Below are 15,028 nucleotides of genomic sequence, written 5' to 3'. Positions count from 1 at the left end.
TACCCTTTTTTCTCTCCTGTTACAGCTATGAATTAAGTCACATTTTTTTTATGGGAATAGGTTCAAGCTAGGTGTAACTAAGTGAGTTGAAGGATCGACTTTGCATATAGTAATCCGAAAAATGACGTGGAAGACGAGAAGGCGGTGAGCCCGCCTACTCTGAAGGTGTTTTTTTAAAGAAAACGTTCACATAATTTTAGGAGTTTATTATGCCCGTAAATAAAATCCGCAATATCGCTTTTATCGGCCAAACTGGTACCGGTAAAACCAGCCTTATAGAGCGCCTACTGTTCGAATCTAAAACTATTAATACGCTTGGACGCGTTGAGAAAGGGGATACCGTTACTGATTTTGATCCGCAGTCAATTCAGTATAAACATAGTATTGAGGCAACGCCCATCGCATTGTGTTGGGATAACCACAGGATGAATTACATTGATACGCCAGGTCAAGCAGAACTGCTTGGTCGTACCTTTAGTATCTTTCCAGCGGTTGAATCTACGGCACTGGTTCTCGATGCGAATACCCCTTTAAACCAAGTTTCTGATCGATTATTTGCCTTTGCTAAAGAGCAAAAAAAATGTCAAATGATTGTGGTAAACAAAATCGATCTTAATTCAAATAAAGTCGTAGAACTGATGGCTGATATAGCAGAGCACTTTGGCGACAGCTGCTTACCCATTAACTTGCCATCTGAAGATGGGACTTCGGTCGTCGATTGTTATTTTGAGCCTAAATACGATACGGCTACTCTCTTCGACAATGTAACGATGGCTCACGAAAGCCTCGTTGACCAAGTGATAGAAGTTGATGAAGAGTTAATGGAAGTCTATTTAGAGCAGGGTTCTGAGCTTAGCCCCAACCAATTACACGATCCGTTTGAAGAGTCATTAAGAACTGGCCATATTATCCCGATCTGTTTTGTATCGGCAGAAACAGGCGCTGGTGTAGAGCAGTTATTGAGAATATTAGCTGAAATCATGCCAATGCCGAATGAAGGAAATCCTCCTCTATTAGAAAAAGAAGGGAAACAAGTTAAAGTGAATTGTGACTCTTTGGAGCACAGTGTCGCACATGTTTATAAAATCAGTGTTGACCCTTATATGGGGAAATTAGCTTATATTCGCCTTTTCCAAGGTGAAATTAATGCGGGTAGTCAGCTTTATATTGGTGAAAGTAATAAAGCATTTAAAGTGGGTCACCTTTATCAGTTGCAAGGTAAGCAGAGAAGAGAAATTCAAAAAGCAATCGCTGGTGATTATTGTGTATTAGCTAAGGTTGATGATTTGTTCTTTGATTCGGTTGTCCACGATTCACATGAAGAAGATGGCATTCATATGCGTACACTTAGTTTTCCTCAATCTATGTATAGCTTAGTGGTGAAACCTAAAAAGCGCGGTGACGAACAGAAACTATCTGAGATATTGAATCGTATCTCAGCAGAAGACCCTTCAATTAGAATTGAGCACAGAGTTCGGACAAATGAGACACTGATTAGCGGGCAAGGTGAATTTCATCTAAAAGTGGCCTTAGAAAAAATGGCTATGGTTTATAAACTTGAAGTAGAAACCAGTCAACCGAGCGTAGAGTATTTTGAAACCATAACCAAACCAGCAGAGGGGCAGTACCGCCATAAAAAACAGAGTGGAGGTGCCGGTCAGTTTGGTGAAGTTCAACTTAAAGTTCGTCCATTGGAGCGTGGTGCTGGGTTTAGTTTCGTAAATAAAGTTGTTGGAGGCTCTATCCCGACATCGTTAATTCCTGCGGTAGAAAAAGGCGTTTGGCAGGCACTCGAAGACGGGGCAATTTCAGGTAATCCAATTAAGGATATTGAAGTAACGGTTTACGAGGGTAAGTACCATTCGGTCGATTCAAAAGAAATCGCTTTTGTCATTGCAGGCAAGAAAGCCTTTTTGGATGCAGTTAATAAGGCAGATCCCATCGTATTAGAGCCTATTGTGCAATTGGATCTGCATATCCCTACACAGTGTGTAGGGGATGTGTCTGGTGATCTTTCTGGTAATCGGGGCTTGATTGAAGGTAGTCAACCTGAACCCAATAACTTCACATTGCTTAAAGCGAAATCTCCTATAAATGAGCTACAAGAATACTCGCGCCGTATTCGAGCTATCACAGGTGGAGAAGGCACTTTTAGTATGACTTTGAGTCATTATGAACCTGCTCCTCCTGCGGTACAGAAAAAAGTGTGTAAGGAAGCAACTCAATAGCTACGACGAAGCAGTGAATATATAGGCGATTCTTAGGACTCGCCTTTTTTATTGTTTTTTTAAAGGTAAGTAAACCTATTACTGCTTGAAAGGACAGGGTTTACCTCCTATTGTATAGCTTCTTTAATGCACATATTTTGGTTGTGACTGTGATGAAAAATTTATTGGTGCTTTTTGTAGCTCTATTTATCTCTTTTAGTGGTGTAGCAGCAGAAAAATACTCTGAAAGTGATATTTTGGAGCGCCCACTTGTTGAGCGCTATATATTGGACGAGTTGAAAGCGCTTAGGCAAGATCAGCAAGACCTTGAACGTAGAATGGTTATTCAAATCACCGACCGTGAATTGGAAGTTGCCGATAAGTCCATGAATTATGCAAATGTTACCGTAACGTATTTCTTTTATATTATTGCTGGAGTTGCCTCGCTTATTGCATTAGTTGGTTGGCAGTCTTTGAAAGAAATGAAGCAAAGTACCAAAGAAATGGCTGATGCGCGTCTAAATAAACTGGCGAAAGAGTACGAAACCAAATTCCTAGCGCTTGAGCGAGATCTTAAGCGTAAAACGCGTATTATTTCTGAAAATAACCAAGAAATTGAGATTATTAACGAAGTACACAACCTTTGGTTACGGGCACAAAATGCGCAAACACCCGAACAGAAAATGGAAGTTTGTGACGAGATACTTCAAATTCGCCCAGGAGATTTAGAAGCACTGACTTACAAAGCGGATGCAGCGATGGAAATGAGCGAATATCATTGGGCGATGAGCCTATGTAATCGAGTGCTTGAAGTTGATGACAAAAATGCACATGCGTTATATCAAAGGGCTTGTTCATATGCTCGTCTTGGAGCAGAAGAGCAAGCGATATACGACCTTCATCGTTCCATTGAAGTAAGTGCTTCTATACGTGAACTGGCAGCAGAAGAACCGGATCTAGAGTCATTACGTGGTAATTTACAATTTGATTCCTTGATTGAAGGGGCTGAAGGTAGCCAAGTTTGATATCGAATAAACGGTTATTTTGGCAGGGAGCTGTCGCTATATTTCCACTTTGTGTAGCGGTGATACCATGGGGATTTCTTGTGGGATCGTTTGCTATGGATGTTGGGCTGAGTCCCTTTGAAGGACAGGCGCTGTCAGCCATATTATTTGCGGGCTCTGCTCAATTGGTTGCCGTTGGGATGTTCAAAGCGGGAGTAGGGTTAAGTACTATGCTTCTCACTACGTTTTTCATTACATCCAGACATTTTCTGTATAGTGTTTCTATGCGAGGAAAGATTGCGCCTCTGCCGATTAAGTGGCGATTATTACTCGGTTTTTTGCTTACAGATGAATTGTTTGCTGTCGTTGGTAACCAAACGCCAGAGAGATTTAAGCCCTGGTACGCGTTAGGTGCTGGGTTAAGTTTTTATCTGGTCTGGAATATCGCAACCTTGGTGGGTATCGTTGCGGGAAGCCAGATACCGAATTTAGATCGATTTGGACTGGAATTCGCCGTTGCAGCGACTTTTATTGCTTTGGTTGTCCCTACTATAAAAGATAGTCCTATTCTCGTCTCTGTTCTTGTCGCGTTAGTTCTGTCGGTTGCTATGGCGTATTTCAGTATTGAAGGTGGACTTATAATATCCAGCGTCTGCGGTATGGTTAGTGGTTTTGCTTGTGAGTCCCTAATGAGGAATAAAAAGCTTAAGCATAATACTCAAAGTGATCAGAGCATAGAAGGTGAAAGATGATCCTACTGTCCATATTTGCTATGGCTGGCCTAGTATTTTTTAGCCGTTATCTATTTTTAGAGCCTAAGCTACCTATTAAACTCAATCACACTACTCAAAGATTACTGGCTTATTCAAGCCCTGCTATATTAACCGCTATTTGGGCACCGATTGTATTTATCAGAGATGGAGATCTTGCGATTTCCCCGACTAATCCTTATTTGCTTGGCGCACTCTTTGCGGCAGTAATGGTGTGGAAAACCAAGAATGTGCTTTGGACGACCGTTGTTAGCATGGCTCTGTTTTTGATATTGAAGTTAGCGGTGTTTGTTTAATCAAAAGTGTAGCTAATTATTATCTAATCATCTGTTTTTAAAATAATTGATCTAATTTCAGCTTCAGGTCTTTGTTTCTCTTTAGGTAAAGGTTTTTGGAATAGGTAACCTTGCATGTAAATAGGGGAAAACTGGCCAAGGAAAGCAAACTGTTGGGTTGTTTCAATACCTTCCGCTACAACATCAATGTCTAATTTTTGAGCGAGTCCAACGATGCTCTCATAAATCCCTGCACTTTTAGGGTCGATTTCAGCGTCTAATAAGAAAGAGCGATCAATTTTAATTTTATCGACGTTTAGGTGTTTTAAGCGGCTTAACGAAGAATAGCCTGTACCAAAATCATCAATCATCACCTTGATACCCAATTTATTTAACTCATCAATTCTGTATGTGGTTTCTTCGAAGTCGGTAAGCAATGAAGTTTCCGTAATTTCCAATTCAATTAAGAAGTCGTCATACATTGAGAGGAACTGACGCGTGTTGGTTAAGAAGTATTCATCTAAAAATTGTTTAGCTGATACGTTAATAGCGACAAATTGAGACTGTTTTAAAAAGTGGGAAGTCTCTTTCAAGGCTGTTTTTATAAGCCATTTATAGAATATTTCAGAAGCGCCGATGTCTTCTGCCAGTGAAACAACCAATTCAGGGTTGATATGAGTGCCGTCGAGATTCCAACGAGTTAGTGCTTCATAACCTTTAATTGTGCCAGAATTACTGCATATGATAGGTTGAAAAACCAAATAAAGTTGTTCGTTTTCAATCGCATGTCTTAGCTTCGAAGATAATTGATTTCGTTCTGAAATTTTATCTCCTATTTCATCGGTATAGTAGCAAGCGGAGTGTCGTTTATTTCTTTTTGCTTCGTACATTGCGTTATCGGCTGCGATCAATAGTTCTTTGACCGAGTCGCCATGTAAAGATGAAATAGCGGCACCAATACTGAAACTCGTTGTAATTCTTCGATTGTTAATACTGAATGATTCGCCTTGGCATTGTTCGACTTTGTTAACGAGTACAGCGATATTGTCCGAGTTCTTAGGGTACTCACCGATGACTAAAAACTCATCGCCACCGAGTCGACATACGGTGTCATTATCGTTAAGAATAGATTCTATCTTCTTTCCAATTTTTTTATTAATAGATCACCAGAGTCATGCCCGTGAGAATCATTAACTTCTTTAAAACTATCTAAATCTAGAAAAATAACAACGATAGATAGGTTGCGCTGCTTGGCACGCTTAAGGGACATTTCAAGCTGATAGAGCGCCATGCTTCTATTTGGTAAGCCTGTTAATGAGTCGTAGTAGGCGCGTTGAGACACTTCTTTGTTAACGGTTTTGATATCGAGAACGCGTCGAACACCATAAATGGAAGAGATTAAAGCGACCCAGATAAAGCTAAAAATAATTTCATCTAACTCCCAATCTTCATGCGCTCGGGTAAATTCAAATAGAGATTCAACAAACTCTATTTCAAATGCAGAGGAAAGCAGGGTAAGAGTAAGGACGATTCCGATCCCTAAAAGAAGCTCTATTCGAGCCCGAAATTTCATGCGTATGCTGGATTGAGTCTCTGGATTTATTTTGTATAAGTTCATTCAGTTTCACGAAAGAGGGTAGATTAACTGTTTAAAAAAACATACATATCATCGATTTATCAATACTTTCTCAGTTTAGTTGGAAAATGAGAAAACAGGTAGTTAGTTATTCTTTTTTCATGAACAAAGACCGGCTATTAAAGTTGTTCGAGAACCTTTGGTTCATAGTCGGTATTGTGGTCTAATTCCGGTTGTTGGCTTGAAGCCTGAATGTGAATACATTCGGGTAATTTACGGTATTGAAAAAAGGAGATAAAATGAGCTTTTCTGAAATGACATTCTTTGAGCGATTTGAAACCGATATTTTATCGGGTAAAAAGACCATCACCATCCGAGATGAATCAGAAAAAGACTATGAAATAAACTCGGTTGTTCAGGTGTCGACTTATGAAACTGGCCGTTGGTTTTGTGCTTTGAAAATTGTATCGGTAACCGCGATTCAGTTCGATGATCTGACAGAATTTCATGCTCAGCAGGAAAACATGTCACTTCCAGAACTGAAAGCAGTTATTCGTGAAATTTATCCCAATGTCGATAGCTTATACGTTATTGCTTATTACCTCGTTTAAGGCGTAAAAGCGCCTACAAATTAAACGGCTTCATATTGTTCTGCCTGTCGCGTTTGCACTGTGCATGTCTCGTTGTGGATATATACTCAAGCAATATTAAACTTAATGCTTAAGAATGCTCTCATTTAGCCGATGAATGGTAACGGTCTAACTTTGGAGCGACGTCAATGAACAAACTAGGTTTTCGAAACACACTAATACTGTCTATAAGCATATTGATAGTGATCTGTCTTATATTGAGTAACGGGTACTCATACACGGTCTTAAAATCGAGTACGGTAGCGAATGTAGATACGCAATCAATAAATACATTAAGAACCGAAGGTGCAAGGCTTGAGCAGTGGTTCAATCATAAGTTTTCAACTATTGATAGTTTGAGCAAACACTATCAACCTAACCTGAAGGCCGAGGATTACGTAGGACTAGTAAAATATACGAAAGATATATCTGGTCTTAGTGCTGTACTGATCTCTTTGGATGATGGTCAATCTTTTTCAACCATATCGAGTCCACTCTGGAAAAATGGTGTAGCGATAATAGATAAATACGATGCCCGTCAAAGGCCTTGGTATTCTCAAGGTAAACAAGCAAATGGTGCTTTAGATATTACCAATGTGTATACAAGCGCTTCATCAGGAAAGCAATTAGTATCTATCGTCAAATCAATAAATGGTGGTGTTCTGTTAGGGGATATAGAAGTGAGTATCCTAGAAGAAACCGTTAACTCTATTGACTATCCTGGTGCGGTAACGGTTATCTTTGACGAAAATGGTAAGACACTTGCTTCGAATTCTACGGCTTTGAAGATGGGTGATACTCTGCAATCAATTGGTATGGGCGATGTTAATAAGCAGATGATGTCGGCTGATAGCAACAAGTTTGATTATGAATTAAAAGACGTCGAAAAAGTGGCATTTACTCAAAGCATCAACATGGTCAACGGTAAGAAGTGGTACATATTCATAGGAGTAGATAAGTCAATCGCATACAAAGCAGCAGATGAAGCCTTACTTAATGCAGTTATTAGTTCTTTCATTATGGTGATTGTCTCAAGCATTTTGTGTATTGCTCTACTACGTGTGTTGTATTCCCCCATTCTCCTTTTGAAAAATTTAGTTCAAGATTTATCCCAAGGCAATGGCGATTTAACACGGCGACTTCCTGTTTCTAGCACTGATGACCTGGGCCAAATATCTCAAGGTATTAATACTTTCATTGCTAACCTACAAGATATGATGACACAGGTTTCGCACGCGTCGAAGGACATCGCGTCTAGCGTGGGTAAGCTAGATACGTTGACTGGAGAAAGCCATAGTGTCTTAAATGAGCATCGCAGAGAAACAGAACAAGTTGTTACTGCGTTGGATGAGATGAGCGCAACTTCCAATGATGTTGCAACCAATACGGCTGATGCTGCTCAGTTTACCAGTTTAACTAACGATCAGGCCGTAGAGTCACAGGGTGTGATGAGTGGTGCGAATGAAACTGTGGGTCAACTCGTTGTTCAGGTTGATTCAACGTCGGAGAGTATTGCACAACTTGGAACAGACATGACAGAAATAACAAATGTGCTAAATGTCATCGGTGAGATCGCAGACCAAACGAACCTTCTTGCTTTAAATGCAGCAATAGAAGCCGCACGGGCTGGAGAGCATGGACGTGGGTTTGCTGTCGTTGCTGATGAGGTTCGTACACTTGCCTCTAGAACGCAGTCTAGTACCGCTGAGATTGAAGCTACACTTCAAAAAATAAGAGTGGGTGTCAATACGGCGATTGGCGCGATGGAGCAGACTAAATCAAGCTGTGAAGAAACGGCGTCAACAACGGTAATTGTGGCAACAGATCTTGAGAAAATCACCGAATCTATTCAACAAATTAATTTGTTGAATACGCAAATAGCAACAGCGGCTGAAGAGCAGAATTCAGTCTCGGATGAGATAACGAGGAATATGTCTAAGATTAACGATATGGTGGACAAACTGACCCATGTTGGATCGGATACCAACGTTGAAAAACAGAATCTTGTCAGTGCGAATTCTCAGCTAAACAATATTGTTGGTCTGTTTAAATTGAGTTGATTGATATTCTGTCTCCGTGTACTAAAAAACCACTTCTTGACGTGGTTTTTTTATGCGAATTCTTTACGCAGCCAACTGCGTAAAGTAAGCACGCTTTCAAGTTTTAGCTTGTCAGGCTGACAGGCGAAATAGAAGCTTTGTGAAGGGTGCTTAACAGGCTTACCTACTTCAACGAGTAAGCCGAGTTTTATATCATCCTTTACAAACTGTCTATGCGTAACAAATATTCCGAGTTTGCTGATTGCCGCTTGTACTGCGTGTACAGAAACGACAAAGCTTAAGTTATTTCGTCTCTTGGGAATAGGTAATTGATGTTCTTGACACCAATAGCCCCAGTCGTTTTTACGGCGATCATTGGAGGCATAAATTGCAGGGTAAGTTTTAAGAAGGGATTCAGCGGTTGTATTACTGCTGACAAGTTCTGGATTGCAAACCATGACCATCTCATCATCGCCCAGTTTTTCACAATAATAGTCTTGCCATTCATCCTTTAGACCATGAATAAGCGCAACATCAACGCCTTCATTTTCCAAGTTAAAAGGGCCAACAAGATTGGAAACCCTAACATCGAGATTAGGTGCCGTTTCTTGAAAGCTCATCATTCTAGGTATCCACCAATGAACAGCGAGCGAGTTAATCATATTTAATGTTACTCGATTAGAGTGTATTGGCTTTTGTAATGCTTCAGAAGCATCGACTATCTGTTCCAAAGCCGGTGCGACTTTTTTGTAATAACGTTTTCCTTGGCTGTTTAATTCAACATGGCGTCCTATACGTCTAAAAAGTGGTTGCCCTAATTGGTTCTCTAAACTTTTAATCGCCTGACTTACAGCGGAGTGACTGACGTTAAGAACATCAGATGCATTCGTCATGCTACCTGTTTCAGCAACAGCAACAAATGTATAGATAGATTTTAGTGGAATCAACGTTCGCATATGTAAGTTTTTCTAACAGTTTAAGTTAATAATACTCGCTTTTTTATCATACGTCACTTCTCTAATATGCACATGTCCAAGGAGGTATGTATGCCCATTGAATATAAACCCACCATTTTTATGCTTTTATCTACATTAAGTCTTTCTTTATCTGGCGTTATCGCAAAGTATCTAACAGAACAGTTTAGCTTACCTTTATTGGTGTTTTTGCGGCTATTTGTTCCTGCTATTGTTATGTTGTTTATGATGGCGACTACACGATTTATGTTTCCTCAAAAAAACGTAACGAAATCCCTTGTTATAAGGGCTTTGTGCGTAGCTGGTTGTCAGGTGTGTTTTTTGTTTTCCCTTAATACGCTTACGTTGGTGGAAAGCGTGGTGTTATTCGCTACTGGCCCACTTTTTATTCCTATATTTGAAAAAATATTTTTTGGTGTAAAAGTTCAGATCGTCACTAAGATCGGCTTAGTTGCCACATTCTCTGGGGTTTTAATGCTCGCTGGTGACGTAAGCGGTATTGCTTTGAAACCTGAGTTATTGGTTGGATTAGGTGCGGCAGTCTTTAATGCGGGTTCTCAATTGAGTCTTTATCGTTCAACTAAGGGTGATATGCCAGCCATGGCTGTTAATGCTTGGAGTTTTTTCTTTAGTTCAATTGTCGTCTTGCCTATAGCCATGTGGTATGGCGTATCGGATATAGATGTTCAGATAATGTCTGAGCCTATGACGAGTTGGTCTATCTGGGTCGCTGTAATTGCACTTACATTTGTCATTATTAGTAACCAAACGTTCCGAGCTAAAGCGTATAAATTGGTTGATAGCAATTCTCAGCTAGCACCATTGATCTTCACCAACTTAATCTTTACTTTAATTTGGCAGATGGCGTTCTTCAATGAAACGCTTACGTCTGAAAAACTTATCGGTGTTTCGCTTATTATTATGGCGAGCGTCCTGCAAGTTCTATGGCCAAAAATTGTTAATGTTTGGCATAAGCCTAGGTTGAAAAAGTTACCTGAAGCCTAAAAGTGAGCATTTATAATAATTGATAGCTGTTGCATTCGATAAGGTAAGAAATTCTCGTAATGTTTAGAAAATTATTTTTCATATTAGATGATGAGAAAGTGTGAGTTAATTAGAAAATAATTGTTACACTTGTTTAAAATAATGAATAAAAGATGGGCTAGTGAGGCGATATGAAATTTGAAGTGGATACACATACTCATACCTATGCAAGTGGGCACGCGTACAGTACATTAATAGAGAATGCGAAGTCAGCGAGTGAGAATGGGTTAAAGGTTTTTTGTTCGACCGATCATGCTGAAACGATGCCTGGTGCACCACATTATTGGTTTTTCGCCAATCAACAGATACTACCTCGATTTTTGTCAGACGTTGGTGTCATTCGTGGTATTGAGTCGAATATTCTCAACGTGGCTGGTGAAGTGGATATACACCCAACACTTGATGTAAAACTCGATTGGGTAATTGCCAGCTTCCATGAGCCAGTATTCCCATCTAAAGACAAAGCGACCCACACCGAAGCATTAATCAATGTAATAAAAAGTGGCCGTGTTGATGCACTAGGTCATTTAGGTAATCCAAGTTTTGATTTCGATTTTCATAAGGTATTGACCTGTGCAAAAGAACACAATGTAGCCGTTGAAATTAATAACAGTTCTTTGAAAGGCCATAGTCGCGTGGGAAGCGTAGAACGTTGCTATGAAATTGCCATGGTTGCAAAAGAAGTAGGTACTTACATCACGACAGGTTCTGATGCGCATTTTTGTGTGGATATTGGTCGATTAGAAAAAGCGAGCGACCTGCTTGATAAAGTTGGAATGCCGACTTCTCAGGTGATTACTCATACCGCTAAGCAGTTTATGGCATTTTTAGAGCTTCGAAAACGAGCGCCAATTGCTGAGTTCGAGCACCTATAATTTATTGGTTTAGTTGCTGCTTGTGAGTGTTGATATTAATTAACGGTCAATAAAGTTGACCGTTAATTTAAAAGGTTAATATAGAGAAATAGTTTTTTTATCGGTATATAAACTGCATACCCGTAACGTCTGCCGCTTCTTCCGGCGACGATTTATATACAATAATGCCCAACACTTCATTGTGAATGAAAACCTCAGACCACTCTTCTGTATACCAATAGCCTACAGAACGGGGTGTACCTTCGTCCCATTCTAAGATTTGTAGTTGATCTTCCTCACTACGAATTTTACCTACAAACCCTTTCAAATATGAAACATTGTTGACTAGCATTTGGTCGGCAAAAAACGGTGATGAATCTACACTGTAGGTTCCTGTTCCTCCAGCTAGTCGTATATCGCTTGTCGCATCATAGATGCCATTAATTACCGAACCCCCTCGAAATTTTAGTTGTTGGTTTAGATCGGCTGAAATGTCATCGGTATAGGCGGTTTCTAAGCCCATAGTCTGGCTTACTTCCGATTCGACCATAGTGACAGAGGCGGGTTCAGATTCAACGCCGAGATAAGATGCGCTTACTTGAGCTTCTTGTCCATCAACAAGGTTTAGAGTGCTTACCTTACCATTGGTAATTAACAGGTCAGTACTGTCGCTGTGCCATTGACTTGTCGCTGTTGCATCGTAAGAATGTCCGTCTGAGTATATTGCCAATGCTGTTAATTGAACGCCAAAATATTCGGTAACTCGGACAGATGAAACATTGAGTTCTAGTTTTTGCAATATCGGTTCAGTGATAATTATCTCTATAGTATCACTGAAAAATTGGCCGTTGGCAGTGCCTGATGCGGTAATGGATACGTTACCTTGATTAAGCCCACTAATCATCCCTTTGTCTGCTTGGTTATTACTGACACTCGCGGTTGTGAGATCACTGCTGCTCCAACTAATGGCATCGTTATCCGTCACGTTCACTTTTTCTCCATCTGACAGCGTGACCTTGGCCGTGAGAAACAAATTCAGCCCAGTAGGTAGTGATGAGTCGGGTGTTTCTATCGTCAGTTGAGTAACGATAGCATCTGTTATTTCAACCTGTATAGAATCAGTAAACAAATTGTTGTTCGCCATTCCTGTAGCTGTGATGGTCACGAACCCTGGTGCTAGGCCTGATAATTCGCCTTGATTATCCTCCCCATTACTTACCGATGCGATTGAGGTATCACTGCTGCTCCAGCTAAGTGCCTTGTTTGTTGATACATCAAGTATTTCACCATCAGACATTGTCGCTTCTGCAAATAAGAGCCGAGTCAGACCAGAAGCTAGGGATACTTGCTCTTGTGTAATACGCAGCGTCGTGACTATTGCATCGGTTACTTCAATTTGAACGCTACTAGTGAATGACTTTTTATTTGCCATACCAGAAGCCGTAACTATCACAGTGCCCTTATTGATACCAGTGAGCATGCCTTTAGTTGGTCCAATATTATCGACCTTAGCGATAGACACATCATTACTGCTCCACTGAACTGTTTCACTGTTCGTCACGTCAATGATGTCATTATTTGATAATGTGGCGATGGCCCTTAAATTTTCGGATAGACCGATAGGTAAGTGCGATTCAGCTACTTCCAAATTTAGGTGAATGATAACCACATCTGTGATTTCGATTTCAACTGTTCCTATGAATGACTGACCATTCGCGGTCCCGGATGCCGTTATGATTACGGTTCCTTTGCTAATACCTGTAATCTGCCCTTTGGTACCAGCCTCGTTGCTTACACTCGCAATTGAGACATCGTCACTAGCCCATGTTATGGCGTCATCTTGTGTTACATCGATGACTTGCCCATTTGACAGTGTGACTTCCGCAACTAGATTTTGTGTTAGTCCTATTGGGACTGATGGGTTGGTGGACGTAACTTGCAACTGTGTAACAACAAGGTTGCTCACTTCGACCTGAGCAGTACCACTGACCCGTTGCCCATTATCAACACCTGAAGCGGTAATAGTTACTTTTCCTATCGAATGTCCTGTTACTTTCCCTTTGTCTTCGAAATCATTGCTTACAGTGGCGATGTTTTTATCGCTGCTGCTCCAGTTTACGTTATCTGCTTGAGTGACGTCGATTACACGGCCATCAAGCAGAGTGATTTCTGCGCTAAGTTGTTCAGATAGGCCTATAGGTATCGATGAGTTTTCAGGTAGTACAAGTACATCTACTATATCGGTAAGTCGCTCTGCTTGTTTTGGTAGGCCGTTATTGTCACTGTTACATGCAGTAAGAAATGCCAATACAAACACAATTATGATTGTTTTATAAGATGTTTTGTCGGTCATATTTTTACGCCTCCAAAGTTATTTATCCACGTTGTTAATACGACTCGACGATTTTTCATTCTTCCATGGTCAGTTTTATTGTTTGCTACTTGGCTTCTTGCCCCTAGACCTTCTACTTGGATCCGATGAGTTTCGATACCTTGAGAAGTCAGATAATTTTTGACGGCAGTTGCTCTACGAATTGATAGCGCTTTATTGTATGGGTCGGTTCCAATTCCATCGGTATAACCGCTAGCTAATACGTGTGTATTAGGGTGTTCTTTTAAATAGCCGACGATCAGATTAAGTTCATTTTTCATTGCATCCGATAGTGAATATGAATCAAATCCAAATAGCACTACCGGAAGTTCTTTATTAGTTAGCTCTGTTTTATTTCGTTCTGTTTTATCTACTTGATCATAAATATTGTGGTTATTTTGAATAGTTTTGTTGGCGACTGGGTGCGGATTGGTAACAGTTGGCACCTTGTTTTTTTGTTTTGTAATGAAACGATAGGTAATTCCTGCGGAAAGCATGCTTATATTGCTGCGGCCTGTCTCATGGCCTCCGAGATTAGGAAATTGTTGAAACTCTGCACGTAGAAACCACTGATCATTTAGAGCGTATTCTGTGCCGAGACCAAACAAAGCATCCCAGCCTTTCTCTGACTTTGTATAATCAAAATCAATTTCTCTACCCTTGACTTCATTTTGCCATGCTAATGCACCAACCTTTCCGAATACCGTGAGTTTGTCATTGATTTGAATGGATGGTTTAAGGCTAAATTCTATACCTTTAATCTCACTACTGTATGGAGCTTTAATGGACGCATTCATTAGTGCTGGATAGACGGCATCCACATCTCCGAAATCGAGATAGCCGATTTCAGTTGCAATCCATTTATTCCACTGAACCCCACCATATATACCACCACCTAGCATGTCCTTATCACAACTTAATTGTTGAGGTTCACACGCATTGTGCACATAACTCCAACTTAGTTTGCTGCCTAGGTAAACATTGTCTAGCGTTGGATTAGAATAAGCACTAGATGATATAAACGCGATCATTAAACAAAGTAATGATGAATGTTTTATTAAAAAATCTTGCGACAATGTTGCCCCCTTTTGTCCTAAAATAGCCTTTTAATTCAGAAGGATACCGTTCGGTATAAAGTGTGGTTTGATGTTGAATTTACGATAGAGAGCATTATGCACATAAGGGTTTAATACTTATGTAGGAAAAGGATGATAATGAGAATAGGCTTCAGTTTTTGAAATGAAATAGCATATGGAAAACCATATGCTATAGAAATAAAAGCATA

General features: G+C 40.2%; 12 protein-coding genes and 1 pseudogene. 8 read left to right on the top strand and 5 right to left on the bottom strand.

Annotated elements, in window-relative coordinates; genetic code table 11:
• The first annotated feature begins 209 nt into the window (after positions 1-209).
• From fusA to PGX00_RS18275, 4 genes are all read left to right on the top strand, one after another.
• Entirely contained in the window at positions 210-2,228 is a 2,019-nt protein-coding gene (gene fusA / locus PGX00_RS18290) for an elongation factor G (RefSeq protein ID WP_272139269.1), read from the top strand.
• 152 nt (positions 2,229-2,380) lie between these two features.
• Positions 2,381-3,232 (top strand): tetratricopeptide repeat protein, encoded by an 852-nt coding sequence (locus PGX00_RS18285; RefSeq protein ID WP_407702397.1) that lies wholly within the window; start codon positions 2,381-2,383, stop codon positions 3,230-3,232.
• Positions 3,232-3,963 carry an AzlC family ABC transporter permease gene (locus tag PGX00_RS18280; protein ID WP_407702417.1) on the top strand — a complete coding sequence of 244 codons (732 nt, stop codon included), beginning with the start codon at positions 3,232-3,234 and terminating at the stop codon, positions 3,961-3,963. Before PGX00_RS18285 ends, PGX00_RS18280 begins: the two co-directional genes overlap by 1 nt.
• Complete coding sequence (locus PGX00_RS18275) at positions 3,960-4,277, top strand: AzlD domain-containing protein (protein ID WP_272139263.1); 318 nt, start codon at positions 3,960-3,962, stop codon at positions 4,275-4,277. The genes PGX00_RS18280 and PGX00_RS18275 overlap by 4 nt, the downstream gene beginning before the upstream one ends.
• A gap of 23 nt (positions 4,278-4,300) precedes the next feature.
• Here the strand turns inward: PGX00_RS18275 and PGX00_RS18270 are convergent, their stop codons facing one another.
• Both PGX00_RS18270 and PGX00_RS23045 read right to left on the bottom strand, forming a co-directional pair.
• Positions 4,301-5,167 carry an EAL domain-containing protein gene (locus PGX00_RS18270; protein WP_272139261.1) on the bottom strand — a complete coding sequence of 289 codons (867 nt, stop codon included), beginning with the start codon at positions 5,165-5,167 and terminating at the stop codon, positions 4,301-4,303.
• Between the two features lie 3 nt (positions 5,168-5,170).
• Positions 5,171-5,547 (bottom strand): annotated as a pseudogene (locus PGX00_RS23045) (diguanylate cyclase domain-containing protein); the annotation flags it as partial.
• A 599-nt stretch (positions 5,548-6,146) separates the two neighbouring features.
• On the opposite strand from PGX00_RS23045, the gene yqfB reads away from it, so the two are divergent.
• Both yqfB and PGX00_RS18255 read left to right on the top strand, forming a co-directional pair.
• Entirely contained in the window at positions 6,147-6,443 is a 297-nt protein-coding gene (gene yqfB / locus PGX00_RS18260) for a N(4)-acetylcytidine aminohydrolase (protein WP_272140906.1), read from the top strand.
• 167 nt (positions 6,444-6,610) lie between these two features.
• On the top strand, positions 6,611-8,521 hold the full coding sequence (locus PGX00_RS18255; RefSeq protein ID WP_272139257.1) for a methyl-accepting chemotaxis protein: 1,911 nt from the start codon (positions 6,611-6,613) through the stop codon (positions 8,519-8,521).
• Between the two features lie 50 nt (positions 8,522-8,571).
• On the opposite strand, the gene PGX00_RS18250 is transcribed toward PGX00_RS18255, so the two are convergent.
• Complete coding sequence (locus tag PGX00_RS18250) at positions 8,572-9,456, bottom strand: LysR substrate-binding domain-containing protein (RefSeq protein WP_272139255.1); 885 nt, start codon at positions 9,454-9,456, stop codon at positions 8,572-8,574.
• 90 nt (positions 9,457-9,546) lie between these two features.
• Between PGX00_RS18250 and PGX00_RS18245 the strand changes: the two genes are divergently transcribed.
• Complete coding sequence (locus PGX00_RS18245; protein ID WP_272139253.1) at positions 9,547-10,479, top strand: DMT family transporter; 933 nt, start codon at positions 9,547-9,549, stop codon at positions 10,477-10,479.
• A gap of 170 nt (positions 10,480-10,649) precedes the next feature.
• A complete protein-coding gene (locus PGX00_RS18240; RefSeq protein WP_272139251.1) occupies positions 10,650-11,393 on the top strand; it encodes a phosphatase in 744 nt (247 codons plus the stop codon).
• A 97-nt stretch (positions 11,394-11,490) separates the two neighbouring features.
• Here the strand turns inward: PGX00_RS18240 and PGX00_RS18235 are convergent, their stop codons facing one another.
• Both PGX00_RS18235 and PGX00_RS18230 read right to left on the bottom strand, forming a co-directional pair.
• On the bottom strand, positions 11,491-13,725 hold the full coding sequence (locus PGX00_RS18235) for an Ig-like domain-containing protein (RefSeq protein WP_272139248.1): 2,235 nt from the start codon (positions 13,723-13,725) through the stop codon (positions 11,491-11,493).
• Positions 13,722-14,819 carry an OmpA family protein gene (locus PGX00_RS18230; protein WP_272139246.1) on the bottom strand — a complete coding sequence of 366 codons (1,098 nt, stop codon included), beginning with the start codon at positions 14,817-14,819 and terminating at the stop codon, positions 13,722-13,724. The genes PGX00_RS18235 and PGX00_RS18230 overlap by 4 nt, the downstream gene beginning before the upstream one ends.
• Positions 14,820-15,028 lie beyond the last annotated feature (209 nt).

It is taken from the genome of Vibrio algarum (assembly GCF_028204155.1).
Taxonomy (GTDB): Bacteria; Pseudomonadota; Gammaproteobacteria; order Enterobacterales; family Vibrionaceae; genus Vibrio; species Vibrio algarum.
The sequence above is the reverse complement of the archived record's forward strand: the minus strand, read 5'-3'. Positions and strand labels throughout refer to the sequence as shown.